Raw genomic sequence first — 26,079 nt, 5'->3', positions numbered from 1 at the left:
GAGTCTCAGCCCAGTACCCGCGACACCCAGTCGGCCGGGCGATCGATCTCGGCCAGCCGGGGCAGGGTGTCGGGGCCGGTCCAGATCACGTTGAATCGGTCCATGCCGACTTCGCCGACGACGGCGTCGACGAACGCCTTGCCGCGGACGTACTGCGCCATCTTCGCGTCCATACCGAGCAGCGCCCGGATCAGACGCTGCACCGGGTTGCTCTTGCGGCGACGCCGGTTGTCGAAGGCAGCGCGGATCGTGGTCACCGACGGGACCACGGCCGGCCCGACCGCGTCCATCACGTGATCGGCGTGACCCTCGAGGAGGGTGCCGAGAACCAGGAGACGGTCGAGGGCCTCGCGTTGCGGTTCGGCCTGGGTGGCGCGCAGCAGTCCGACGATTCCACCGGGGGCACCCGACGCATCCGGGTCCGGGCGCCCGCGGTCCCGCACCGCGGCCGACAGCCGTCCGACGACATCGGCCACCGACTCGTCGTCGGAGGTTCCCAGGGTGTCGACCGCATCCTGCATGTACTGCGTCAGCCAGGGCGAGGACGAGAACTGGACCCGATGGGTCACCTCGTGCAGGCATACCCACAGCCGGAAGTCGCTCGGGTTCACGCGCAGTGCCCGCTCGACGGTCACCACGTTCGGCGCCACCAGCAGTAGGGTTCCGTTGTCGCCGGTGAAGGGGTCGTACTGGCCGAGGATCGCCGAGGACAGGTAGGCGAGCATGGCACCGGCCTGGATACCGGCCGGCTTTCCCAGGAGGAGCCCGGGTGCGGAGTCGCCGCCGGTGAGCTGCGACATCGAATGGGCAGCGGCGTGGATCCACCCCGCCCGGTCGAGGATCTGGGCCGTCGGTACGGGCAGTCCGTCGGCCAGCCCGGTCACTTCCCGAACCGGCAGTTCCGCGCGCATGGACGCGTCGGCCAACTCCGCGACGACGGCCTCGGCCGTGTACCGCGAGGTGGCCGGACCGCTCCGGGCCAGCTTCACACCCGTCCGGGCAGCGAGTTTCCAGTCGACGACTCCACTGAACGCATTCTTGTCGGTGGCCATCACTGGCACCCGCACGTGCGGAGGGCGGCCGCCAGCGCGTCGAGAGCGGGGCGACTGACCTCCGGGGGCCGATCGTTGGACATCAGCGCGAAGGTCAGCACCCGGCCGTTCTGGTCCACGACGTACCCGGCGAGCGCGCTCGCAGTGGACAGCGTGCCGGTTTTCGCGCGCACCCACCCGGCACCGGTCCGGTTGCCCGATGCGTAGCGGTCCGAGAGACTTCCCGTCGCTCCGGCCACGGGCAAGTAGTCGAGCATGGGCCGCAGGGCGGGCGTGCCGTCTCCCGCGGCGGCGGTCAGAACCTGGTCGAGCAGTTGGGGTGCGATGCGGTTGTCGACGGACAACCCGCTTGCGTCGTGCAGAGTGAGGCCCGATATGTCGAATCCGGCCTCGAACAGCTTCTGGCCGATCGTGGCGACGGCTCCCGCAAATGAAGCGTCTGCGCCGGCATTCATGGCAACCTCCCGCCCGATCGCTTCGGCAAGCACATTGTCCGAGTGTTCCATCATTTGCCGCAACCGGTCACGGAGCGGCGCAGAGTCCACGGAAGCGATGGTGGCCGCACCAGGTGCTGCGGCACCGGTCGTGACCGCTGACGGGCTCGCCCCGAGCGCGCTTGCCAGCGCCCGCCCGGCGTCCAGCGCCGGCGTGGTGGTTCGCGGCGACTCGTCCACCAGAGGATCTGCCCGCCCGCCGTCTATCATGATCGGTTCGGTGGGAGTGATGAAGCCGGCGCCGACATCAGCCGGGAACCAGCCCTGCGCCATGGTCCCGCCCGTATAGATGCCGGTGTCGACCACGATGTCGGTGGCGGCGACGCCCGCCGCCCGGATCTGATCCACCAACTGGGACAGATGCGCCGCGCCGGGGTAATAGCCGTTCTCGCCCACCGGTTTCGCGGTGATCGTGGGGTCACCCCCTGCGACGAGCACTATTTCTCCGGGCTTCGCGCCCTGAACAACTTTCGTGGTCACCCGGTGATCGGACGGCAACGACAGCAGCGCCGCCGCCGCCGTAAGCACCTTGGTGGTGGAGGCGGGCGTCATCGGCGTCTGCGGGGCGACGCTCCACAACACCTGACCGGTGACGGCATCGGCCACCGTGCCGCTGAACTTTCCGAGCGCCGGATCGGCGGACGCCGGGCCGACTGCCGCGGCGATTCCCTGCGGCGTCGGTAACGGCGCGTCGTCCGGAACGGGCCTGACCTGCGGCGCGGCGGTGATCGGCGCAGGGACCGGCGCGATCGTCAGCTCACCACGGCTCGCCGAGGCGCCTTGCGTGCTGACGGCGATCACGAGGACGGCGGCCACGGCGAGCACCGCCACGACTACCGCTGCGAGGAGTATCCGCATGTTCCGACGGTGACGTCCCGCTAACGAGCCCATCTTCTTCTTTCCCTGGCCCGGCAACGCGCCTCCGTGTTCTTCACTTGCATCTCGTGGGTGGTCAGCACACCAACCTTATCCTCGACCCGATATCCTTCCCCGGAATCATCACCGACACGACAGCGAGGAATCGGCGTGGAGTTCGACGTCACCATCGAGATCCCCAAGGGTCAGCGAAACAAGTACGAGGTCGACCACGAGACCGGTCGCGTAAAGCTGGACCGTTACCTCTACACGGCATTCGGCTACCCGGCCGACTACGGCTTCATCGAGAACACGCTCGGCGAGGACGGCGACCCGCTGGACGCGCTTGTGCTGCTTCCGGAGTCGGTGTTCCCCGGCGTGATCGTCGAGGCGCGCCCGGTCGGCATGTTCAAGATGGTCGACGAGGCCGGCGGTGACGACAAGGTGCTGTGTGTGCCCGCGGGTGACCCGCGCTGGGACCACATTCAGGACATCGGCGACGTTCCCCAGTTCGAACTGGACGCCATCAAGCACTTCTTCGTCCACTACAAGGACCTGGAGCCCGGCAAGCACGTCGAGGCCGCCGACTGGGTGGGGCTGTCCGAGGCCAAGGCCGAGGTCGAGGCGTCGTTCAAGCGTCTGAAGGACAACGGCGGGCACTGACCGGTCCCGCCAACGCTCGGCGCCCATCCCCCGCGGGGTGGGCGCCGTTGTCGTCTCACACCTCCGCTTCTCCCCGCGCCGCTGCCTGAAGTCCGGACTCGCTGCGGAGCGGAACTTCCTTCCACAGGACGGTGAGGACGAAGGCGACGACGGCGAGCATCGACACGCTGAAGAAGACGGATCCGATTGCGTCGGCGAATCCCTCCCGGAAGGGAAGGGCCAGCACTTCGTCGAGTTTTCCGATCACCGAACTGTCCGTGAGGACGCCGCTCACGCCGGCGTGGTCGGGGCTGAGCATTCCCCGGCCCATGGCGGCCTCGGCGGGGTCGTTGCTCTGCGCGGCCGCGGCGACGGCTCGACGGAAGTCGGTTGTGCCGGCTGCGGCGGTCACTCGCTCGCCGATGGCCGGGGTGAGGCGGGAGAAGAGGATCGATAGGAAGATCGCGACGCCGGCGGTGCCGCCGATCTGCCGGAAGAACGTGGCCGCTCCGGTCGACACCCCCATGTCCTGTGGGGGCAGCGCGTTCTGAATGGCGAGAGTGAGCGGCTGCATCAGGTTTCCGAGACCGAGCCCGAGGATCAGCATGAACACCATCACCACGGGCATCGGGGTGTCGGCGGCCAGGGTGTGCAGCAGGAACGCGCCTACCACGATCAGGGCGGTACCCAGGATCGGGAAATACCGGTAACGACCTGTCCGCGAGATCATCTGACCGCTGACCACCGATCCGGCCATCAGACCGAGGACCATCGGCAGGATCTGGAAACCCGCCAGGGTCGGGCTCGAGCCCTTCACCACCTGCAAATACTGAGGTAGGAGGGTAATGCCGCCGAACATGACGGCGCCCACGACGAGACTGATGACGACGCCGAGCGCGAACGTGCTGTTGCGGAAGAAGCGCATCGGGATGAGTGCGTCGTCTTTCATCGCCAGCTCCACGAGCACGAATGCCAGCACTCCGGTGACGCCGATAACGTAGCACGCCAACGATTTCGAGCTGTCCCATCCCCAGCTGCGCCCCTGTTCGGCGACCACGAGCAACGGCACGACACCCACCGCGAGAGCGATCGCACCCCACCAGTCGATCCGCCGGCTTCCGCTCGGTCGTCGCGGCAGGTGCAGCACCCGGGAGACGACGGTGAGCGCGACGAGTCCCACCGGCACGTTGACGAGGAAAACCCAACGCCAGCCGTCGATTCCGAGGAACTCGTCCTGTCCGGCGAACACCCCGCCGAGGACCGGCCCGAGGACGCTGGACGTGCCGAATACGGCCAGAAAGTAGCCCTGGTACTTGGCCCGTTCACGCGGGGAGACGATGTCGCCGATGATGGTGAGCGCCAATGAGAACAGGCCGCCGGCGCCGAGTCCCTGGACTGCGCGGAAGGCCGCGAGCATGTACATCGACGTCGAGAACGTGCACAAGACCGAGCCGATCACGAACACCGTGATCGCGAACATGAAGAACGGCTTGCGGCCGTAGATGTCGGACAGTTTGCCGTAGAGCGGCGTCGCCAGGGTGGCGGTGACGAGGTACGCGGTGGTGGCCCACGCCTGCAGCGAATACCCGTCGAGGTCGTCGGCGATGGTGCGGATCGCCGTCGCCACGATCGTCTGGTCGAGCGCGGCGAGGAACATGCCGAGCATCAACCCACTGAGTACAGCCAAGATCTGCCGGTGGGTGTAGGCCACCGGCGTTTCGACCGAATTCGACACTGTTTCCTCGCTGCGCTGTCGTTTACTTGTAGTCCGCAAGTATGCGAGCGCGGCGAGGTTCCGGGCAACTGATGAACTGGACTTTACCTGCGGATAAGTGTCTGTGAACGCACCAGCCGCACGCACCCCGGAGGGTGCGGCTGTGTCAGCAAACGGGCTATTCGCCCGTGAACTCGGGCTCCCGCTTCTCGAAGACGGCGGTGATCGCCTCGGTCAGGTCCTGCGACGGGAGGAAAGCTGCGTTCCAGGCGGCGACGTAACGCAGGCTGTCGTTGACCGCCGCCGAGCGGGAGTGATCGAGAACGTCCTTGATCCCGTGAACCACCAGCGGTGGGTTCGCCGCGATGTCGGCGGCGGTGGCGTGCGCTGCCGCGAGCACGGCGTCAGCGTCCTCGTACACGTCGTTGATCAACCCGATTTTCTCGGCGCGCGCCGAATCGATGTCCTTGCCGGTGAGTGCGAGTTCGCGCAAGTGTCCGTCGCCGATGATGGCCGGAAGCCTGGCGAAGCTCCCCATGTCTGCGACCATCGCGACCTTCACTTCGCGGATGCTGAACCGTGCGTCGGCGCTGGCATAGCGGATGTCGGCCGCCGAGATCAGATCCACACCACCGCCGATGCACCAGCCGTGAACTGCAGCGATAACCGGCTTGCGGCAGTCGGCCACCGCGTTGATGCCGGACTGCATGCGCTTGATCGTGTCGTGGAAGGCTGTCCGCGGGCCGGCTTGGGCTTTGTCCGCCAGGACGGCTCCGAGGCTCCCGCTCATGGCCGGTAGGTCGAGGCCGAAGGAGAAGTGCTTGCCCGAACCGGCGATGACGACGGCGCGCACCTCCGGGTCGGCGTCCAGCTCACCGAAGATTTCGGGGAGTTCACTCCAGAAATCGGGACCCATCGCGTTGCCCTTCCCGGGCCCGGTGAGTGTCACCCGCGCGACGCGATCCTTCCGCTCGACGGTGAACGCGTTCCAGGTCTTCGATTCGGTCATTACTCAAGAGTAACCATCGGTCCCAGCCGCGACGGTCGGTGTCCGCGAGAAGTCGAATTAACTGTATGTTGTCGTCACAGTTATCTGATCTCGGATCGGCATCACCACGAGAGGACCCCCGTGCTCGACATCGCCTGGACCCCCACCCTCGACACGCTCACCCGCAACGCGTGGCGACTGTCCTTCGGTGGTGGTATCGCACCGGTGGAGCGCACACCCTCGACTCTGATCTCGGAAGGTCCCCATCGTGACCTCTACCGCTTCGACGGCAACTCGATCACTGATGCCCGCCCCGTCCTTCTCGTCCCCCCGTTGGCCGCGCCCGCGCAGTGCTTCGACCTCCGGCCGGGACAGAGCCTGGCCGCGCACCTCGTCGACTCCGGCAAGGCGACGTACCTCCTGGACTACGGGGCGATGGGCTACGCCGACCGCGACCTCGGGTTCGAGGACTGGATCGAAGACATCATCCCGACCGCGCTCGAGCAGGTGTCCCGTTTCCACGAAAAAGCTCCAGTCGACCTGATCGGATGGAGCCTCGGCGGAACCCTGTCGTTGTTGACGGCCGCGGGCCGCGGCGACCTTCCCATCGGTTCGGTCACCGCGATCGGAACACCGATCGACTACCGCGCCGTCTCGATGATCGCGCCGTTGCGGACCGTGGGCCGTTTCACCGGAGACCGGCCGCTCACCGCCGTGACCGGGATGATGGGCGGCCTTCCGGCGCCACTCGTCCAGGCGAGTTATCGATTCACCGCACTGCAGCGGGAACTCACGAAGCCATGGTTCATCGCGCGCAATCTGCACGACACGGAGACCCTCGCCCGCATGGAGTCCATCGACCGGTTCATGGCAGATATGCCGGGTTACCCCGCGCGATTCTTCCAGCAGGTCTGCACGCAGTTGATCCTCGGGAATGCGCTCGTCGCAGGGAAGTTCGAGACGAGGAACGGGCCGGTGTCGCTGGCGGACATCAGCGTTCCGGTGCTCGCGATCGGCGGCACCGAGGACGTCATCGCCCCCGTCGCCTCCGTTCGGGCCGCTACCGACGTGCTGACGGGATCGCCGTCGGCGCGGTACGAGTCAGCTCCCGGTAGTCACCTGGGCCTGGTGGCCGGACCGACTGCGCGCACGACCACCTGGGCGCACATCGACGCGTTCCTGGACGCCGCCGTCGCACGCATCGCATGACGGGTCAAGCCCGGCCGGCACCTGCGACAGCGCCAGCGAACAGCGCTGTGACGGCCGCTCCCATCGTCGTCTGATCCACCTCTTCGGGATCGACCGAGTGCTCGAGCACCAAGCCCGAGATCAGTGCCATCAGAGAAATGGCGGTGGTTCGCACGTCGAGGGTGTCTTCGACTCCCCATTCGCGGGCACGCTCACCGATCAGCTCGACGAGCCGCGACCGGAGGTGTCGTCGTTCGCGAAGGTAGGCCTGCGCGATCTGGGGGTCCCGTGCAGCGAGTACGCCGAACTCGAGCACCAGCAGCGACCACCCCGGCTCGCGCATCATCCACGAAGCGATCGCCTCGCCGCCTCTCCCGACTGCGGCCGACGGGTTCAGCCCCGCTATTTCGGCGAGAACGCGGCCGGCGAGTTCGAGTGAACGCTGGGCGAAGAGTTCGGCGAACAGGTCCTGTTTCGACTCGAAGTTCGAGTACACGGCACCCTTGGTAAATCCCGCGCGCCGCGCAACCTCGGTGAGACGCGCGGCGTTGAAGCCTCGTTCCGCGAACTCTTCCGCTGCCGCGTCGAGCAGCCGTTGCCGCACTACATCACGGCCGGGACGCGTCGCCGGCGTCCATTCGGTGTGACGACTGTCGTGTTGACCACGTTCGGGCACGATACCTACGGTATTGAATACCCGAGGTATCTACAAGGACGAGGATGACTGATGACCACGACCGAGACCGAACAAGCCCCTTTCTCGCCACAACACCCGGACGGCCCCGCGTCCCGGTACGGCACACCGAAGGTCATGGTGGCACTCGTCCTCGGTGTTCTCGTACTGCAGCTCGGTTTCATCCTCAGCTATGTGGCCGCATTCCATCAGCCCACTCCCCGCGGTATCGAGATTGCGGTCGTGGCCGCCCCGGGACTGCCGCCCGGCGTCGACCAGCAGGTCGCCGACCGGCTCAATGGGATCGACGGACGCCCACTCGACGCGCGCATCGTGTCCGACGCGGCGCAGGCGCGGCGGCTCCTGCATGCCCGCGAGATTCAGGGCGCCTACGTGATCGAACCAGTCGGTGCGGACACGCTGATCACGGCAAGCGCCGGTGGGAGTTCTATCTCCTCCGCCCTCGAGTCGGTGTTCACACAGGTCGACAATGCGCAGGGACGGCAGTTCACGGTTCGTGACGAGATCCCGGTGGGCGTCCACGACAATCGCGGACTGTCCGGCTTCTATCTGTCGGTCGGCTGGGTGGTCGGCGGCTACCTCCTTGCGGCCGCGATCGGGCTGTTCATCGGAGCACCTACGTCGCTGCGGCAGGCGGCGGCACACGTCGGCGTTCTCTTCGGATACGCCGTGATCTCCGGCGCTCTGGGTGCGCTGATCACCACGCACGTGCTGGGCACCTTCGCCGGCCACTGGTTTCCCCTCTGGCTCCTCGGTACCGGGGTCGTCTTCGGGACAGCCGTGTTCACGTTGGGACTGCGGGCGGCGATCGGAGTCCTTGCCGTGCCGCTCGCCATCGCCGTCTTCGTGATCCTCGGCAACCCGAGTGCGGGCGGTGCGTTCGGTTCCAACGTCATCCCCACCTTCTACGCGGCAATCGGGCGGTGGATCACCCCGGGTGCGGGGACGGAGGGTGTCCGCAGCATCGTCTACTTCGACGATGTGGGCGCGGGGGCGCCTGCGCTGACACTGGCGCTCTACGCCCTGCTCGGACTTGCGTTGCTCTTCGGCTTCACCGCCCGCCGGGTTTCCAGGCCGGAATAGACCACGCCCCGTGTCGATGTCGTCTCGGACGACGCGTCCACGTGTCGTTCCGGAGTTATGGCCCTACTCTTGGTTCATGCCGACGCCCCTGCACCCCCACGCCGCGCATGTCGCCGAAACTCTGATCGCGCGAGGACACCACGGGGTCATCGTCACCCAGCCGGAGTCCATTCACACCGCCGACGAGGCAGCGAAGGCTTTGGGTGTGGACATCGGGGCCATCACCAAGTCGTTGGTGTTCCTTCTCGACGACGACCCGATCCTCCTCCTGGTGTCGGGGGCACACGAGGTCGACCTCGCGAACACCGGCAAACGACTGCAGGGAAACCTGACGCGGGCACCGCTCGAGATGGTGCGGATCGCCACCGGACAGCCGATCGGTGGCATCGCCCCGCTCGGGCACCCCACGAACCTGCCGACCTACGTGGACAACGCGCTGGCCAAGCATTCGGAGTTGTGGGCCGCCGCCGGACACCCCGACACCGTGTTCCGCACGTCCTTCTCCGAGCTGGTGCGCATTACCGCGGGCCTCGCCATCGACGTCGACTGATTCCCTCGATCGGCCACCCGCCTATAGTTGACGCCATCATGGCGAAGAACACCGATTCCGTCCGCGCCGCGGGTGGCGAGGCCGAGGCCGAACTTGCTACCGGGATCAGCGCCGAGGACTACCGCGCCGCGCTGCGGCGTCATCCGGCGGGAGTCACTATCGTGACGCTCGATTCCGAGGCCGGGCCGGTGGGGTTCACGGCCACGTCCTTTGCGTCCGTCTCCCTGAATCCTCCGCTGGTGTCGTTCAACATCGCGCATTCCTCATCCAGCATCGGCGCGCTGCATTCCGCCGATTCCCTGGTGATCCACCTGCTCGGCGAACATCAGCAGCATCTGGCGCAGCGATTCGCACGCAGCGCCGACCAACGATTCGCGGACCGGTCACTCTGGGCTCGGCTCGACACCGGGGAGCCGGTGCTGCACGGGACCCCGAGCTGGCTCCGGGTCACCGTGGACCAGTTGATTCCGGTCGGTGATCACACGCTGGTCATCGGGCTGGTCACGCGAGTACACGCCGAGGACGACGACGAGTCCGCCGCCGCACCCCTTCTGTATCACGAGGGGCGGTACTACCGGCCGACCCCGCTCGACAACTGACATCGCACGACGCCGTGGGCCGGGAATCCTGAGATTCCCGGCCCACGGCGTCATATGCGACTGCGCGTCGAAACCTCAGGAAGCGAGTTCACGCTGTCGGCGTGGAAGGTCGAAACGTCGCAAGGCCTCGTCGACAGCTTCCGCGGACGTGACGAGCCCGCGCTGCTCCAACCAGGGCAATGTGCCGTCGACCAGCTGCTCGAGCACCCTGGGCAGAGTCAGCGGAAGCAGGGTCACACCGTCGGCCACCCCGGCAGCCTGGATGTCGGCGATCAGCCCGGCGAGCCCCACCGGAGTCCCGACGTACTGCAGTGACTCGGGGGTTCGTGGGCTTTCCAGTGCGCTGTCGAGCAGTGCCAGCTCCTTGCGCGCGGTGCGAGCTTCCGCGGCGATCAGCACCTCGAGATCGACCAGCACTGTGACGCTGTCGGGATCGCGCCCCGCGGCGAGAGTTTCGGCGCGCACCCGGGCGCGCTCCTGCTGCGCTCCCCGCAGATCGGTGGCGCGGATCCGGACCACATCGGGCGGGAAGGAGGTCAGGTCGAGCGGGTCCGCCGAATCGGCGGTGAGCTCCACCCAGTAGTCCGCACCGCTGATGGGCCGCGTGCCTGCGGCCCCGATGGCTGCCGGATGGTGACCCGATCCGGTCAGCTCGACGGCGACGCGGAGGGTACGGGAAGACAAAACGTTGCCTGAAGACATGTGGGGTTTCCTCGGAGAATGTGTGCCGATGTCAGGAGCCGAAAAGAACGGTCAGCTCGAACACATACCCGAGGCGGTTCGGCACAGATCGACGTGCCGACGGCACCAGTGAGCAATCATTGCGCTCCCAGCCTGCGATGCCATGCGCTCATAGTAGCGCGTCGTGCGAAAAACGGGTCTCCGGCACCGGATTCCACTGACCGTCGGTCTTGGCATAGCCCCAGCTGCGACGACCGGCCACCAATGCGGCGACCGCGTCCACCAGCCGATCCACATCGGCGGAGGAACTGCCGAGACCGAGGCTGACCCGAACTGCTCCGTCTGGCCGGCCGAGTCGCGTCAGCAGCGGATGCGCGCAGAACCTGCCGTCACGCACTCCGATTCCGTGCTCGGCAGACAGGTAGGCGGCGATCTCCCCGGGCTCGTACCCGTCGATCGTGAACGTCACGATTCCCACGGTGTCCGGCGCGTCCGACCACAGCCGCAAAAATTCCACACCGTCCACGTCCGCGAGTCCGGACAGAAGTCGGGACGTCAACGCCGCTTCGTGCTCGGCTACTCGACCGAAGTCCAACTCGGCCAGCGCGTCGCATGCCGCAGCGAGGGCTGCGGCGCCGAGGACGTTGGGAGTGCCGGCCTCGTGCCGGGCCGGAGCCGGTGCCCACTCGGTGGATTCGACGGTCACGTTGCGCACCGCCCCACCGCCGGCGAGGTACGGTTCCGCCGCATCGAGCCAGTCACGCTTTCCTACCAGCACGCCCGACCCGAAGGGTGCGTACAACTTGTGCCCGGAGAACGCCAGGTAGTCGACGCCCCATGCCTCCAGGTCGATCCGCCTGTGCGGCGCGAGTTGCGCCCCATCGACGAGAATCCTTGCACCGCAACGGTGCGCGACATCCGCCAGAACCGCGATCGGCAGCACCTCACCGGTGACATTGGATGCACCGGTGACAGCGAGAAGGGCAGTGGGCTTCGAGCACAATTCCGCCACGAGCAACCGAACGGTTTCGGCGAGGGTGTCAGCTGCCCGGACGACACGGGAGTTCTTCCAGGGCAACAGATTAGCGTGGTGCTCGATATCGAGCACCACCGTGCTACCAGGAACGCACCCCGCCAGCAGGTTGAGGGAATCAGTGGTGTTCCGGGTGAATACCACCACCTGGTCGTCGCAAGCTCCCACGAACTGCGCAACCGAGGCGCGCGCCTTCTCGTAGCAGGCGGTCGACACCCGGGATGCGTACCCGGCCCCGCGGTGCACGCTCGAGTACGTCGGCAGCAATGCACTGATTCGATCAGTCACCTGCGCCAGTGCGGGTGCGCTTGCCGCGTAGTCGAAGTTGACGTAGGTGCAGTCACCTCCCTGCACCAGCGGAACCCGCAGGTCCGAGCCCGAAACCGGGGCAAGGGGGGCTCCGCACACATCAGCGGTCAATACAGCAGTCATCACGACATCCCTCGTACTCAGGGACTCGCCACAGGGATAGCCCTCGGAGTCCGCGCTTGCCGGGTCCGGTATGAACCTCAGCCTGGTCGTCACCCGGAGCACCCCACCGCGGTGGAGGGTTGCCGACCAGCTAGCCGGGGCTTGACGCTGGTACTCGTGACCTGATTCGAAGATTGCAGGATCGACGCGAAGTTGTCAACCCACTATCTCGGGCTCACCCCCAAAAGTGGTGCGAGCTGAGTCGCAATCGCGTTGAGGTTCAGACGATTCGGGTCCTTCTTCGGCTTGGAATCCCACGGCTGGACCGTTGCGGGGTCACCGAGGACGATCCGGTTGGCGCTTCGCACACCGGTCACGCTTCCCTGCGGCGTTTCGCAGTTCGCCGCCGTGTTCTGACGGAAGTCCTGCTGGGTATCGTCGAAGTCGGGATTCTGGCGCTTCATTTCCTCGAGTATCGCCTGCGTGCCCTCGTAACCGACCGTGCACGGAGGTGGGTTGTTCACCTCGCCCACCAAGCCCAGGTGCACGGTGCCGTCTCCGGGGGCGATGGTGGAGGATGCCGCGGCAATTCCCGGCAAGTATACGAACAGGGTACGAAGGGCGTCCGCCTGAACCGAGAGCGTCTCGACGGTCATGCCGAGGTTGGTGAGGTTCCTGGTCACCGCCCCTCCGGATTCGCTGACGAACGCGCCCACTTCATCACTGGCCGCCGTTCCGTTCTCGATCAGGGCCCGCACGTCGGGGTCGGATGCGCGCAGCTGTGCCGCGAGAGCGTCGAGGTCGGTGCTGAATTGCTCGATGGCCGAGGACTGTTCGGACTGCGTCGCCAGCACAGTGCGGCCGTCGCGCAGCAGCGCCAGTGTCTCGGTGAGTGACTCGGAGCCCGACTGTGACAGTCCCGCCAGCGCATCCGCGAGGACTTGAATGTCCTCGCCTTTGCCGTTGAACGCCACCCCTAGTTCGGTCACGACCGTACGGAGCGCATCGACCGGGACCGAGTCGGCCAATTCTTTCGTTCCGGCGAGCAGTTCCTCGACCGGGACGGGAGTTACCGTGCTGCCCAATGTGATTACGGATCCATCTTCGAGAAACGGCCCACGATCGGTGTCGGGCTGGAGGTCGACGTATTGCTCGCCGATCGCCGACCTGTTGGCCACGACGGCCTTCGCGGACGCAGGGATGGCAGGCGCGCTCTTGTCGATCTTCAACTCGACATCGACACCGTCCGAGGTCAGCGAAATTTCACCCACGCGGCCGACAGGAACTCCCCGGTACGTGACCTCGGCATTGCTGAAAATCCCCCCAGAATTCGCGAGCTCGACGCTGACGGTGTATTCGCCGAACCCGAGAAGATTGTCGAGACGCACATACTGGGCGCCGACGTACACCAGACCGGCCAGGGCGATGAGAATCAGCCCGGCCAGCTGCCATTTGACGAGTGCGGAGGTCATCACTCGGCGACGCTCGCGCTCTTGTGCTGCACATGCTCGGCGCGGGCTGTCTCGATAATGGCAGCCACAGGGCACTCCGGGAGGTATTTTTATGTGGGACGAGCAGTCACATATATACCTAGCCGGAAGGCTTCGGCTGTGCAAACCCCGCGTCGGGCCCTGGGGGGCCAGAGCGGGCACCGCGCGTCGCTGCATGGCCGATCGGTGGCGAAACCCACAGGTCAGCGCACACGTTCCGCTGCGTACGGTGACCGTAATCACTACCTGGCGGAATAGTGATGTCCACTGCTTCCGGCCTGACGGGGTTCCTCACGGCTCGCGGCTCACCTCAGCTTCCACGAAGGAAATCTGGGACTGCTTCATTCGCCGCCCGCCCGACATTCGCCGGAAATCGCCGGGGTGAAGAATGACCATGGGCGCCCGACAGCGAGCACCCACTGTTCACCAACTGGCTACTTGATCGTGAGATAACGAGCAGTACGCATCAACCGCCCGCTCAGAGAAGGAATCCTGGTTTGTCTCTCCAGTCACCGACGGATTCGGATCGCTCGCTCCGCATACCCCAGGAATTCCTTCGCCGCGAGTTCGCACCGGCGCCGCGCACCCTCATCGACGTTCTGTACGCCACCGCAAACGAGTATCCCGACGCCGCAGCGATCGACGACGGCACGACGTCGTTGACCTACCGGGAACTGCTCGAGGAAATCGGCCGCGGCGCGGAGCAATTGGCCGAGTCCGGAGTCGGGGCCGGTGACCGGGTCGGCATTCGCATGCCTTCGGGGTCGTGCGCTCTGTATGTCACCATTTTGTCGACGCTGGCGATCGGCGCCGCGTACGTGCCCGTCGACGCGGACGATCCCGAGGAACGCGCCGCCCTCGTGTTCGGCGAGGCTCGGGTGCGCTGTGTGGTGACGGGCTCCGGCATCACGCCGGGAACCGCCTCCGAGCGGTCGGAAATTCCGGCCGCCCGCCGACCGACGGTCGACGACGACGCGTGGATCATCTTCACCTCCGGATCCACCGGCACACCGAAGGGCGTAGCGGTCAGCCATCGGAATGCCGCGGCATTCGTGGATGCCGAGGCACGAATGTTCCTGCAGGACGAGCCCATTGGGCCCAGCGATCGGGTACTCGCCGGACTGTCGGTGGCTTTCGACGCGTCCTGTGAGGAGATGTGGCTGGCGTGGCGACACGGAGCCTGCCTGGTTCCCGCACCGCGATCGCTCGTGCGCAGCGGTATGGACCTCGGTCCTTGGCTGGTGGCCCGAGACGTCAGCATCGTGTCGACGGTGCCGACGCTCGCATCGCTGTGGCCGGCGGAGGCGCTCGAGGCCGTCCGTCTCCTCATCTTCGGAGGCGAGGCATGCCCACCCGAACTTGCGGAGCGCCTGGCCGTCGACGGACGAGAAGTCTGGAACACGTACGGGCCCACCGAGGCCACGGTCGTCGCGTGCGGTGCGCTGATGGACGGACGGAGCCCTGTCAGCATCGGCCTTCCCCTGGACGGCTGGGATCTCGCGGTGGTCGACGGCTCCGGGGATCCGGTGGCCGAGGGCGAGGTGGGCGAACTGGTGATCGGTGGTGTCGGTCTGGCCCGCTATCTCGACCCTGCGAAGGATGCGGAGAAGTACGCGCCCATGCCGACCCTCGGATGGGATCGCGCCTATCGCAGCGGTGATCTCGTCCGCCTGGATCGGCGCGGACTGCTGTTCCAGGGACGCGCCGACGATCAGGTGAAACTCGGTGGCCGGCGAATCGAACTGGGCGAGGTCGACAATGCCCTGCAGAATCTGCCGGGAGTCGGCGGTGCGGCCGCGGCCGTACGCAGGACCGGCGCCGGTCACCAGATTCTCGTCGGCTATCTCGCCGGCACGGATCCCGACTTCGATCTGAAAGCAGCCCACGCGACGCTCGCCGAGCAATTACCGGCCGCGCTGGTGCCCCGGCTGGTTCTGGTCGGCGAGCTTCCCACTCGCACCTCCGGCAAAGTAGACCGAAATGCACTGCCCTGGCCGCCGCCCGGGATCGACGACTCGGCGGAGGACCTCGGACTCGACGGCACATCGGCGTGGGTGGCGGAGCTGTGGACGTCGATTCTCGGCGCGCAGATTACTGGCCCTGCCGACGACTTCTTCGAGCTGGGCGGCGGTTCCCTCGCTGCCGCCCAGCTGGTCACTGCGCTACGGGAGCGGTTCCCCGAGGTCACCGTGGCGCAACTCTACGACCATCCGCGGCTCGGCTCGCTGGCGGAGTATCTCGACGAACTCGCACCCATCGATGCCGCAGAACCCCGTCTCGTCACCCCCACTCCGCGGCGCAGCCAACTGCTGCAGATCGCGGCCACCGTTCCGCTCACTACCCTCACCGGTCTGCAGTGGGTCACCTGGCTTGCCATCGCCAACAACGTCTTCGCGTACGTCGCGGACGCGTCGTGGGCACCCACCGTGTCGTGGTGGTGGGTCCTCGCCGCATTCGTCGTGTTCATCAGCCCGGTGGGCCGGATGGCGATCTCGGTGATCGGCTCGCGGATCCTTCTCCGGAGGCTCGAGCCAGGGACTTATCCCCGCGGGGGCAGTGAACACCTCCGGCTGTGGGTGGCGCTGAGACTCACCGAGGCCAGCGGCGCGGCCAACCTGTCGGGCGCACCGTGGATGCTCTATTACGCCCGGGCCTTGGGCGCCACCGTCGGGAAGGGCGTCGACCTGCACACACTTCCGCCCGTTACCGGCATGCTCGAACTCGGTGACGGCTGTTCGGTCGAGCCGGAAGTGGATCTGTCCGGTCACTGGGTGGACGGTGACGTCGTGCACATCGGCGAGATCAAGATCGGTCCCGGGGCCACCGTCGGTGCCCGGTCCACGTTGCTGCCCGGCGCCCGCATCGGACGAGGCGCGGAGGTCGAGGCCGGTTCGGCGGTGTTCGGACGGGTCAAGGCGGGTCAGCACTGGGCGGGTTCACCCGCCGTCAAGGTAGGTAAGGCCGCACACCCGTGGCCCGAAGAAACCCCGCGACGCGCGTCGTACTGGGTGCCCGTGTTCGGGGTCACGTCGATGCTGATCGCCGGACTCCCGATCTTTGCCCTCCTGTCCGGCATCGCCCTGATCGGCTGGCGGATCCGCGATGCCGGGACGATCGGATCCGCCGTACTGCAGTCGCTGATGGTTCTCCCGATCGCCACTGTTCTCAGCCTTGCGGTGTTCGCCGTTCTCACCGTGATCGCCGTTCGGCTGTTGTCGATCCGGTTGCGAGAGGGGTACCACCCGGTCCGCAGTCGCACCGGATGGCAGGTGTGGGCCACCGAGCGGCTCATGGACTCGGCCCGGACGTTCCTGTTTCCCTTGTACGCGAGCCTGTTGACACCCGGCTGGCTGCGCTTGCTGGGCGCCCGGATCGGCAAGAACGTCGAAGCCTCGACAGTGCTGCTGCTACCGAAGTTCACCACGGTCGCGGACGGCGCGTTCCTGGCCGACGACACGATGGTCGCGAGTTACGAGCTCGGCGGCGGTTGGATGCACATCGAGGACGCAAAAATCGGCAAGCGGGCGTTCCTCGGCAATTCCGGAATGACCGGCCCGGGACGACGGGTGCCCAAGAACGGGCTCGTCGCGGTGCTGTCGGCGGCGCCATCCAAGGCCAAGTCCGGTTCTTCTTGGCTGGGGAGCCCACCCGTCCGCCTGCGCAGGGCCCCGGGCGACACCGACGCCGCACGTACGTTCCATCCGCCGTTCCGGCTGAAGGTCGCCCGGGCGATCGTGGAGACGTGCCGTTTGATCCCGGTGATGGTGACGTTCGGAGTTGGGCTCGGGGTGCTGTTCACGCTCGAAGTGATGGCCGACCTGATCGGCTTCTGGCTGGCCGCCCTGGCCAGCGGCGTGGTCCTCCTCGGCGCCGGCGCTGTGGCCGGATCGATATCCGTGGCTGCCAAGTGGCTGGTGGTGGGGCGCATCGGAAAGGTCGAGCATCCCCTGTGGAGTTCCTTCGTCTGGCGTAACGAGGTGTCGGACGCGTTCGTCGAGACCGTCGCCGCACCGTGGTTCGCGCGCGCCGCCACGGGCACCGCCGTACTCAACGTGTGGCTGCGCGGCCTCGGCGCGACCATCGGCAAGGGGGTGTGGTGTGAAACCTATTGGCTCCCGGAAGCCGATCTGGTGACCCTCGGTGACGGCGCCACCGTGGAACGGGGGTGCGTCGTGCAGACTCACCTGTTCCATGATCGGATCATGTCCATGGACACCGTCACGTTGGGAGCCGGCGCCACGCTCGGCCCGCACTGCGTCGCGCTGCCCGCCGCCGGAATCGGTGCAGGCGCCACGGTCGGACCTGCGTCACTGGTCATGCGCGGCGACACCGTTCCGCCCTCCACCAGGTGGCAGGGCAACCCCATCGCACCGTGGACGGCGACGTGAAGCCCGGTAAAGAGCTCGACGAACCCCTCGACCCGTATCTCCCTCAGAACGGCAACCGAGGCTATCGGGTGTCACGGTACGAACTCGACCTCACCTACAAGGTCCACAGCAACCGGCTTACCGGGAAGGCCACGATCACCGCTGTCACCACCGAATCGCGGTCCCGGTTCGCGCTCGACCTGGCGTCCGACCTCCACGTCACCAAGGTCGCTGCCAACGGCGCACGGAACACCAAATGGGTTCATCGGAACGGCAAGCTCGTGGTCACCCCTGCGCAAAAGATCCCGGCGGGCGGTGCACTGGTATTCACGGTGCAGTACGGCGGTTCCCCGAAGCCGATCCGCAGCATGTGGGGCGAGGTCGGCTGGGAGGAACTGACCGAGGGCAGTCTCGTCGCCAGTCAGCCGAATGGCGCGGCATCCTGGTTTCCGTGTGACGATCACCCGAGCTCGAAGGCCAGCTACCGCATGTCCATCACCACCGATTCGCCGTACTACACGGTGGCCAACGGTGCGTTGGTGAGCAAGCAGACCCGGGCCAGCCAGACCACCTGGGTGTACGAGCAGGCCGAGCCGATGTCGAGCTATCTGGCCACGATTCAGATCGGCCCGTACGAGCGACGACGAGTGGATTCGGGCGGCGTCAAGATTTTCGCCGTGCACCCGCCGCGACTCCGCTCGTCGTTCGATGTCGATTTCGGACGCCAACCCGAGATGATGGATGTGTTCGGCAGGTTGTTCGGCCCGTACCCGTTTGCCGATTACACGGTCGTCGTCACCGACGACGACCTGGAGATTCCGGTCGAGGCGCAGGGACTGTCGATTTTCGGCGCCAACCACTGCACGGGCAGCCGCGCCTTCGAACGATTGGTGGCCCACGAGCTCGCCCACCAGTGGTTCGGTAACAGCCTCACGTTGCGTCAATGGCGGGACATCTGGCTGCACGAAGGGTTCGCCTGTTACGCCGAATGGCTCTGGTCGGAGAATTCCGGCGGACCCGCAGCGCATCAACTCGCGTTACAGGCCCACCAGGGTCTGTCCCGGAAACCGCAGGATCTGGTGGTCGCGGATCCTGGGCCGCAGTTGATGTTCGACGACCGCATCTACAAGCGCGGCGCAATCACTCTCCACGCACTGCGACTTCGGCTGGGTGACGAACGGTTTTTCGCATTGCTGCAGCAGTGGACCCGGTCGCACAGCCACTCCAGCGTCAGCGCGGAACAGTTCACCGATCTCGCCGCGCGGTACACCGATGAGTCGCTACGAACCCTCTGGGACACCTGGCTGGGTGAAAAAGCGCTGCCACCTCTCTAGAGACGCCGACGATCACGCACCGTCCCGCCACACGACGGCGGAGACGCGCTTGGCGACGTCCGTCATCTGTGGGCCGGACTTCACCCCGTTGAGCGCCCCGAATTCGACCGTGTCGGTGTCGAAGATGCCGGCAAAGGCGTACACGTCATAGGTTCCGTTCGGGGCGTCTGCCGACACGGCGTAACTGATCGGCTCTTCGTATACCTCCCCGGGAGCCAGGTCGACGTCGATCGGCCCGAAGATCGGATCACTGATCCCGCCGTCCGGCGACGTCACGCTTGCCCAGACCTGCCCCGCATAGGGCTGATCCTCGGGTGCCGCCACCACCATCGTCGCCGCGATGGTTCCCCCGTGCTCGGGCAGGGTCGTCGAGTCGTCTGCGGTCAGCGACACCCGCACCGGAAGGTCGGTGTCGGGTAGCTGGGGTCGTGTCGAGGAAGGCGAGCCGTCACCGACGTCGGGCCAGTCGTCTGCCCAGACGATCCTGTCGATCATCCCTTCCCGGCGCTGAGCTCCACTGGGCAGTGTGACGTCGTCGCGCGGAATCGCGTGGTAGACGATCCAATCGTTCCCGGCGTCGTCCGTCACCACGGTGTTGTGTCCGGGTCCGGCCCACGGGTCGCTGCCCGCGAGGATGAGCGCGCCGCCCCCCTCGTTGAGGTCCTGCCCCTTGCGGTCGAGGTAAGGCCCGGTCAGCGATCTGGACCTGCCGGCCACCACGCGGTACGCGGTATCCCCGCCGTTGCAGCAGTTCCCGGCGGACAGAAACAGGTGGTAGTAGCCGTTGCGGAAAGTGATGAAGGGGCCTTCGAACCGGTCGTCCGCGATCTGCACCGGTTCACCCACCGGCGCCGCACCGTCCCCGTCCAGCGGAATTGCGTAGATGCCGCGGAAGTTGCCGACAACCATCGTCTTCGACGTTCCGTCGTCCCACACGAACGGGTCGATCGTGCCCTCGATGCCCACGTCCTGCGCACAGAACACCGGGCGACCCAGATCGGTCCACGGCCCGGTCGGACCCGGAGCCGTCGCGAGTCCGATACACGGATTCGACTCGTCGTAGAGCGAGTAGTAGAGGCTGTATCCGCCGCCCGATTCCAGGACGTGCGGGGCCCAGGCGAGTTTTCCCTCCGGATGCCACTCGGGCAGGTCCGGGAACACGTCGCCCACATACATCCAGTCCATGAGATCGAAGGACTTGAACATCGACATGTTGTGCATGCCCTGGCCGTCGCCCCAGTCGTCCGCGGTGGTGTACATGTAGTACATACCGTCGGCCGCACGGACCACGCTGGGGTCTGCGGCAACAGGCTCCACGACGGGGTTCGCCGCCACCGGGGACGCGGGCACCATCATCAAAGCGAGCAGCGACAGCGTCGTCACGATCCATCCCCGTCGCAGCAGTCTTCGCCGTCCCATGGGGGGCCGCACGCATGACTCCGCCTCGACGCCATCAGATTTCTGCACGTTGCTCCCTACCGTGGACCCCAGCCGAGCGGAATGTGGCAAATGTATACGGCTGAGGCTCAGGTTAAGAGTTGAGTTCTCCGATGCGTCGAACCGAAACCAAACTGTGCCCTTCCGCGTGCGCCCCACCGACCGATTCGGTGGCGCACGCTGTTACGAGCTTTCGCGGGCAGAGGGCAGATGCGAGCGCCAGTGGACGACGGCGAGGAGGAGACATCCCGCGGCCGCGATGGCGCCGAAGGTAAACATTCGCGGGTAGGTCACCGCGGCGAAGTTCTCGGAGAGAAATGCCATTGCCGCAGGCATCGCGAAGCCCAGATAGGTGAGCGAGTAGAACACCGCGGTCAGGCCGGCCAGATCGTCGGGTCCGGCAATGCGCTGAATTTCCTGCAGCCCGGACACCAAGGCCATCCCGTATCCGCAACCCAGCACCACCGCAGCGACGAGTGCGAGCGGAACGGTCAACGCGGAAGACGCGGCCGCTGCCATCGCCATCCCAGCTATGACGAAGACGAGGGCAACGACGACTGCTCGCGTATTGCGAGGCGTATCGATCTTGCGGCCCAGCGCCTGGATCGCGAAGCCGGACCCTAAGCCCACCATGCACATCAGTGCCGAGAACGCGAGGGGCACCCCACCGCCGTGTTGGGACATGAGGGCCGGAAGTACCGCATACGCGGCGGCCGCGGTCCCGAACACCCAGGGAGCGAGGGGTGCGATGACGAGAAGGAAACGCCGGTGTGCCGCCGAGGGAATCGCCAGATCCCGAGCGAGCGACACCCGCTCGGAGAGCGGTTGAGCTGCACGGGTTTCCGGTGCACGCACGAGTGCGATGGCCGCGGCGATGGCGATTCCGCTGTGGACGAGGTACGACAGGACACTGGGCAGCGGTGCCCATTGCGCGAGGACGCCGGCGACCCCGGCGCCCAGACCGAACCCACCGGTGAGGCTCATCGCGGCCCGTCTGGCACCGGCTCCTTCCGTCGCCGTGGGATCCCACGGCGCGGTCGACAGCTCCTTCACCCAGCTTCCCCCCACTGCCATTCCGAGCCCGAGCGCGACGCCGCACAGGATGCGGCCTGCGATCAGCATGGCCGCGGAGTCCGCGCCGAGTGCGAGCAGTACCGAACCTGCCACCGTCAGCACCGGGGCGGGCAGCAGAATCGGACGCCTGCCGAGCCGGTCGGACAGGGGTCCGCCCAGGAGGAGGGCGGGAACGATCCCGAGCACGTAGGCGAACAAGAAGAGGTCGACGGTCACCGGCGAGAAACCGTGGTCGGCGCGGTACATGCCCAGGAGCGGCGTGAATTCGTTGCCTCCCCACGCGACCGCGAACATCGTCGCGGCGACCTGCAACCACGCCCGCGTGGACACCACGGTGTCGGGCAGTGCGGCTTGCGACTCGCGCACGGAGGTCATCGCGGCACTCCCCTCGGATTCAGAGCGTGAACTCGGCGCATGTGGGCGAGCACCGCTGCTTCGAACCCGTCCGCGTCACCGTCGTTCACCAGATCGGTCAGCTGCTCGTGCTCCGCGAGAATCCTCGGCAATTGCCCGGGGTCGCGGGTGATCGAGTGGGCGGTCATCCGGCGCTGCCGCTCCCGAAGGCTCGCGTAGAACGTCGCGAGCAGTGGATTCTCCGCGGCATCGACGATCAGGCGATGAAAGTCGGCATCCGACGCACTGAAGGCAGCCGCATCCCCTCGTGCGGCGATCTGCCGCTGTTCCTCGAGATTGACACGCAACCGAGCGACAAGCACCTCACGTGCGTGCGGCCGCTCCGCCAGGATCCGAACGGCGTGTGTCTCGACGAGCTGTCGCGCATCGACGATGTGCTCGGCTTCCCCCTCGGCCACCGCGACGACGAGAGCGCCCCGCTTCGGATACAACCGCATCCATCCCTCGGCCTCGAGACGAAGAAAGGCCTCGCGGACGGGTGTGCGACTGAGGCCCATGCGCTCCGCGATCTCGCCTTCGCTGATCAACTCACCACCGGGCAGCCCACCCGACAGGATGAGCTCCTTCACCTCGCGGTATACCTGCTCCGCGGCCGAATACAACATAGACACAAGATGTATTTATACGCCCTCGCTGCCAGAGCGGGGCATCGGACCCCGGCTCAGTCGGCCAGCACAGCCTTGAGGAACGACTTGGTTCGGTCGTGTTTGGGTGCGGAGAACATGGTTACCGGATCCCCCTCTTCCACGATGCGGCCGGCGTCGAACATCATCACCCGGTTCGATACGTCGCGTGCGAATTGCATCTCATGTGTGACGATGAGCATCGTGATGTCCGTGGTGAGGGCCACGTTCCTCAAGACGTCCAGCACGTCCGCCACCAACTCCGGATCGAGAGCCGACGTCACCTCGTCGAGCAGCAGGATGTCGGGATCCATCGCCAGCGCTCGGGCGATCGCAACCCGCTGCTGTTGGCCACCGGACAGCTGCGTCGGATGCGCTGTCTCCTTGTCCGACAGCCCTACTGTGTCGAGCAGTTCACGGGCGCGCTTTACTGCCGCCGCCTTGTCGAGCCCGAGGACGTGGATGGGTGCCTCGGTAATGTTCTCGATCACGTTCATGTTGGGGAACAGGTTGAACTGCTGAAAAACCATTCCGATCCGACGCCGTATGCGACGAATGTACTTCTCCGACGCCGGGACGAGTTTGCCTCCCCGCTCCTCGTGGGTGAGGCGCGCCCCGTCGACCCAGATGATGCCGCCATTCACCTTTTCGAGGGTCATGAGCAATCGCAGAATCGTCGTCTTACCCGAACCACTCGGGCCGATCAACGTGACCCGGTCGCCACGCTCCACCTGGAAGTCGAGATGATCGAGCACGACGTGGTCGCCGAACCGCTTCACGACGTCGTCGAACCTGATCATCGGGGTGCCTGAGTTCGCTTTATCCGGCAAGACGCTTCTCCAATCGCCGTATGAGCAGGGAGGTCGGGTAACTGGCGATCAGGAAGATCACACCGGCGAGGGTCAACGGCTCGAGGTACTGAAAATGCCGGGCCCCGAATTGCTGGGCCGCCGTCACCATTTCGATCACCGTGATCGCGAACAGCAACGGGGTGTCCTTGAACATCGACACGGCATAGTTCCCGAGAGCCGGAACTACCCGGCGGATTGCCTGCGGCAGGATGATCGCCCGCCACGTACGGGCCGGTGCAATGGACAGTGCTCTCGCTGCCTCCCACTGGCCGACGGGTACCGCCTCGATCCCTGCCCGATACACCTCCGCCATGTAGGTCGAGTAGTGGATGCCGAGGACCACTACCCCGATCTGCAAGGGTGACAGTGTCGTAAACGTGTAATAGACGAACAGCAGCTGCACGACGAGGGGTGTGAGACGGATGAATTCGCTCACCGCCCGCACCGGCATCGCGATCCAGCGCGGAGCGGCCTGCCGGATCAGCGCGATGACAAGGCCTAGCACCACGGATATGAGAAAGCCCAATACGGTTGCGACGAGGGTGATCTTGAATCCGTCGAGCAACACGGGCAGCGCCTCGAACGCGCGATCCCAACTCCACTGGACACTCATTTTTCAGCAGCCTCCAGTCCGCGCGGGTCCGAGGGCGCCAGCGAGAAGATCTCCCGCAAGGAGGGACCGGTACCCAGCCTGTTCTTCGCCCGCACTTCGAGCGCATTCATCAACAGCGTCAGCACGTAACCGATGACGAAGTAGATGACGAGCCCAACCCCGAACGCGAAGAGCGTGTTACCCGTCGTACGCCGAAGTTGATCTATCTCGAACGTCAAGTCCTGCAGCAGGATGTAACTGGCCAGGGCAGTGCCCTTGAGCAGTTGGATCAGAAGATTCGTCAGGGGAGGGATCATCTCGGCCCAGGCCTGCGGAAACACCACCCGTCGAAGCCTCTGCCAGTGCGTGAAATCCAATGCCGTTGCAGCTTCCCATTGCGACTGCGGTACCGAATTGATCGCTCCCCGCACAACTTCCGCTCCGTAGGCGCCATAGTTGAGGCCGAGGGCGAGCATCCCGCACAGTACGGGGTCGATGAGATATCCGAACAGCGGGACCACGTAGAAAAGCCAGAACAACTGCACCAGCAGTGACGTGCCGCGGAAGAACTCGATGAAAACCCGCGCCGAACCTCTGACGATTACCTGGTGTGAACGAGCTGCCAACCCGAGCACCACTGCAAGCACGAAAGCAAGGAGAGCACCTCCCGCAGTGAGTTCGAGGGTGATGATGATTCCCTCCTGGATGCCCGGCCAGGCATCGAAGAGGGCATCGAAATCCTCCTTCACAACAGAGTCCCGTCCGACTCAGCCCTGCCCTTCGCACAGCTTCGCCGTGGTCAGTTGCGGATCGGGAAGCTCTGCCTCGGTGAATCCGAAGGGACCGACGATAGAGAGGTACTTGTCCTTGTCCGCCGTGATCTTTGCCAGTTCGGCGTTGTAGGCGTCCCTCAGCTCGGTGTCTTCCTTACGGAAGACGGTGCCGCCGGCGCCTACCTGAGGGACCCCGTTGATTTCTGCGACGAAGGAATCAGTCACCTCCACAGGCACTTGCGGGTTGTTCTGCGCCAGCCAGTTCAGCGAGATTCCCGTCAGTGCGAAGACGTCGGCGCGGCCATTGGCAATGGCATCCATGCCATCCTGCGGCGACGCCACCTGTGTGGCCTCGATGCCGAGGTCCTGTGCGTAGTCGGACTCGATTGCGCCGGTCATGGCGGCCATCCGGACGCCGCTGTCTTTGACCGACTGCATGTCGGTGAGCTCCGCCGGATTGCCCTTGGGCACCATCAGCGCTGTCGTGTAGTTGAATTCGGGCTCGCTGAACGCTGCTTGTTCGCAGCGCTGCGGAAGGATGGACATTCCGGCACTGACAACGTCGAATCGGCGCGCCTGCAGTCCCGGAATGAGGGCTCCGAAGTCGGTGCTGACGCCTTCGACATTGGCTATTCCGAGGTTCTTGAAGATTTCCCGGTGCAGGGCCACGGTGGCGCCGGTCAGCTTCCCGTCCTGCTCGAAGCTGTACGGGGCCTCGCCGGCGAATCCCACGGTCACCGTTCCCTCGGAACGGAGCTGTTCCAGTAGTGATTCGCCGCTGCTCGAGTCGGTCTTCGTGCACCCTGCGACCGAGCCCGCTGCTACGACGAGTCCCGCTATTGCGACAGCGGCCCGGACCGTAGGACGTCGTTTCGAGTTGGTGCTGCTCACCACAGATTCCCTTCGTTGCCTGGGTGATCCGGCCGGGCGCACCACGTGGCACGATCCGACTCGGATCTGCCCGGGTCACGTTACGCAGGCGAACGAGTCACTGCGCGCTAAACGACGGAATTTGCCGCAGCGCGATGAACGTCGGCGAAAGGAATTGTGGTGGAATGCCGGAAGCCCCCCAACAGGTGTTGGGGGGCTTCCGGTAACGGATGTTCGGCGGTGTCCTACTCTCCCACACCCTGTCGAGTG

The 26,079-nt window shown here is 65.9% G+C and carries 22 protein-coding genes and 1 riboswitch; of the genes, 7 read left to right on the top strand and 15 right to left on the bottom strand.

Going from position 1 to position 26,079, the window contains the following annotated elements; all coding sequences use genetic code 11:
- Positions 1-5: 5 nt before the first annotated feature.
- Positions 6-1,052: a zinc-dependent metalloprotease gene (locus tag ACH49N_RS36445; RefSeq protein ID WP_159919014.1), complete on the bottom strand. Its 1,047-nt coding sequence runs from the start codon at positions 1,050-1,052 to the stop codon at positions 6-8.
- Complete coding sequence (gene dacB, locus ACH49N_RS36440; RefSeq protein WP_358277834.1) at positions 1,052-2,437, bottom strand: D-alanyl-D-alanine carboxypeptidase/D-alanyl-D-alanine-endopeptidase; 1,386 nt, start codon at positions 2,435-2,437, stop codon at positions 1,052-1,054. Before dacB ends, ACH49N_RS36445 begins: the two co-directional genes overlap by 1 nt.
- 135 nt (positions 2,438-2,572) lie before the next feature.
- Between dacB and ACH49N_RS36435 the strand changes: the two genes are divergently transcribed.
- Entirely contained in the window at positions 2,573-3,064 is a 492-nt protein-coding gene (locus ACH49N_RS36435; RefSeq protein WP_159919013.1) for an inorganic diphosphatase, read from the top strand.
- A 55-nt stretch (positions 3,065-3,119) separates the two neighbouring features.
- Here the strand turns inward: ACH49N_RS36435 and ACH49N_RS36430 are convergent, their stop codons facing one another.
- Positions 3,120-4,817, bottom strand: a complete 1,698-nt coding sequence (locus ACH49N_RS36430; protein WP_358277836.1) for an MDR family MFS transporter — start codon at positions 4,815-4,817, stop codon at positions 3,120-3,122.
- A gap of 118 nt (positions 4,818-4,935) precedes the next feature.
- On the bottom strand, positions 4,936-5,766 hold the full coding sequence (locus ACH49N_RS36425; RefSeq protein ID WP_358277838.1) for a crotonase/enoyl-CoA hydratase family protein: 831 nt from the start codon (positions 5,764-5,766) through the stop codon (positions 4,936-4,938).
- Positions 5,767-5,886: 120 nt separating this feature from the next.
- Here ACH49N_RS36425 and ACH49N_RS36420 point away from each other — a divergent pair, with 120 nt between their 5' ends.
- Complete coding sequence (locus ACH49N_RS36420) at positions 5,887-6,954, top strand: alpha/beta fold hydrolase (RefSeq protein ID WP_358277840.1); 1,068 nt, start codon at positions 5,887-5,889, stop codon at positions 6,952-6,954.
- A 4-nt stretch (positions 6,955-6,958) separates the two neighbouring features.
- Here ACH49N_RS36420 and ACH49N_RS36415 read toward each other — a convergent pair whose 3' ends face one another.
- Positions 6,959-7,537: a TetR family transcriptional regulator gene (locus tag ACH49N_RS36415; RefSeq protein WP_358277858.1), complete on the bottom strand. Its 579-nt coding sequence runs from the start codon at positions 7,535-7,537 to the stop codon at positions 6,959-6,961.
- Between the two features lie 123 nt (positions 7,538-7,660).
- Here ACH49N_RS36415 and ACH49N_RS36410 point away from each other — a divergent pair, with 123 nt between their 5' ends.
- From ACH49N_RS36410 to ACH49N_RS36400, 3 genes are all read left to right on the top strand, one after another.
- Positions 7,661-8,710, top strand: coding sequence for a hypothetical protein (locus ACH49N_RS36410; RefSeq protein WP_358277842.1), 1,050 nt, complete (start codon positions 7,661-7,663; stop codon positions 8,708-8,710).
- Between the two features lie 76 nt (positions 8,711-8,786).
- On the top strand, positions 8,787-9,260 hold the full coding sequence (locus ACH49N_RS36405) for a YbaK/EbsC family protein (protein WP_159919008.1): 474 nt from the start codon (positions 8,787-8,789) through the stop codon (positions 9,258-9,260).
- 38 nt (positions 9,261-9,298) lie between these two features.
- Entirely contained in the window at positions 9,299-9,859 is a 561-nt protein-coding gene (locus ACH49N_RS36400; protein WP_109326417.1) for a flavin reductase family protein, read from the top strand.
- Positions 9,860-9,934: 75 nt separating this feature from the next.
- Here the strand turns inward: ACH49N_RS36400 and ACH49N_RS36395 are convergent, their stop codons facing one another.
- The 3 genes from ACH49N_RS36395 to ACH49N_RS36385 form a co-directional block, all read right to left on the bottom strand.
- Positions 9,935-10,561, bottom strand: coding sequence for a hypothetical protein (locus tag ACH49N_RS36395; RefSeq protein WP_159919007.1), 627 nt, complete (start codon positions 10,559-10,561; stop codon positions 9,935-9,937).
- 148 nt (positions 10,562-10,709) lie between these two features.
- Positions 10,710-12,005: an aminotransferase class V-fold PLP-dependent enzyme gene (locus ACH49N_RS36390; protein WP_250777168.1), complete on the bottom strand. Its 1,296-nt coding sequence runs from the start codon at positions 12,003-12,005 to the stop codon at positions 10,710-10,712.
- A gap of 47 nt (positions 12,006-12,052) precedes the next feature.
- Positions 12,053-12,167: riboswitch (SAM riboswitch) on the bottom strand.
- 41 nt (positions 12,168-12,208) lie between these two features.
- Positions 12,209-13,456, bottom strand: a complete 1,248-nt coding sequence (locus ACH49N_RS36385; protein WP_358277860.1) for an MCE family protein — start codon at positions 13,454-13,456, stop codon at positions 12,209-12,211.
- A gap of 515 nt (positions 13,457-13,971) precedes the next feature.
- On the opposite strand from ACH49N_RS36385, the gene ACH49N_RS36380 reads away from it, so the two are divergent.
- Positions 13,972-17,862 carry a Pls/PosA family non-ribosomal peptide synthetase gene (locus ACH49N_RS36380; RefSeq protein WP_358277845.1) on the top strand — a complete coding sequence of 1,297 codons (3,891 nt, stop codon included), beginning with the start codon at positions 13,972-13,974 and terminating at the stop codon, positions 17,860-17,862.
- Complete coding sequence (locus ACH49N_RS36375; RefSeq protein ID WP_397505103.1) at positions 17,847-19,175, top strand: M1 family metallopeptidase; 1,329 nt, start codon at positions 17,847-17,849, stop codon at positions 19,173-19,175. The genes ACH49N_RS36380 and ACH49N_RS36375 overlap by 16 nt, the downstream gene beginning before the upstream one ends.
- Positions 19,176-19,187: 12 nt before the next feature.
- Here ACH49N_RS36375 and ACH49N_RS36370 read toward each other — a convergent pair whose 3' ends face one another.
- The 7 genes from ACH49N_RS36370 to ehuB all read right to left on the bottom strand — a co-directional run bounded on the left by ACH49N_RS36370 (position 19,188) and on the right by ehuB (position 25,833).
- Positions 19,188-20,594, bottom strand: coding sequence for a family 43 glycosylhydrolase (locus ACH49N_RS36370; RefSeq protein WP_358277862.1), 1,407 nt, complete (start codon positions 20,592-20,594; stop codon positions 19,188-19,190).
- 201 nt (positions 20,595-20,795) lie between these two features.
- The gene (locus ACH49N_RS36365) at positions 20,796-22,061 is read right to left on the bottom strand and encodes an MFS transporter (RefSeq protein WP_358277847.1); all 1,266 of its coding nucleotides are present in this window, start codon (positions 22,059-22,061) and stop codon (positions 20,796-20,798) included.
- Positions 22,058-22,705 carry a GntR family transcriptional regulator gene (locus ACH49N_RS36360; protein WP_358277848.1) on the bottom strand — a complete coding sequence of 216 codons (648 nt, stop codon included), beginning with the start codon at positions 22,703-22,705 and terminating at the stop codon, positions 22,058-22,060. The genes ACH49N_RS36365 and ACH49N_RS36360 overlap by 4 nt, the downstream gene beginning before the upstream one ends.
- A gap of 56 nt (positions 22,706-22,761) precedes the next feature.
- A complete protein-coding gene (gene ehuA / locus ACH49N_RS36355; RefSeq protein ID WP_358277849.1) occupies positions 22,762-23,523 on the bottom strand; it encodes an ectoine/hydroxyectoine ABC transporter ATP-binding protein EhuA in 762 nt (253 codons plus the stop codon).
- 19 nt (positions 23,524-23,542) lie between these two features.
- Positions 23,543-24,187, bottom strand: coding sequence for an ectoine/hydroxyectoine ABC transporter permease subunit EhuD (gene ehuD / locus ACH49N_RS36350; RefSeq protein ID WP_358277850.1), 645 nt, complete (start codon positions 24,185-24,187; stop codon positions 23,543-23,545).
- The gene (gene ehuC / locus ACH49N_RS36345; RefSeq protein WP_358277852.1) at positions 24,184-24,915 is read right to left on the bottom strand and encodes an ectoine/hydroxyectoine ABC transporter permease subunit EhuC; all 732 of its coding nucleotides are present in this window, start codon (positions 24,913-24,915) and stop codon (positions 24,184-24,186) included. Before ehuC ends, ehuD begins: the two co-directional genes overlap by 4 nt.
- Before the next feature lie 18 nt (positions 24,916-24,933).
- Entirely contained in the window at positions 24,934-25,833 is a 900-nt protein-coding gene (gene ehuB / locus ACH49N_RS36340) for an ectoine/hydroxyectoine ABC transporter substrate-binding protein EhuB (protein ID WP_358277854.1), read from the bottom strand.
- Positions 25,834-26,079: the final 246 nt, after the last annotated feature.

Origin of the sequence: Rhodococcus sp. NPDC019647 (assembly GCF_044389235.1) — a bacterium.
Lineage (GTDB): Bacteria > Actinomycetota > Actinomycetes > Mycobacteriales > Mycobacteriaceae > Rhodococcus_F > Rhodococcus_F oxybenzonivorans.
Note: the sequence above shows the minus strand (reverse complement) of the source record. Positions and strands in the feature narration are given on the sequence as shown.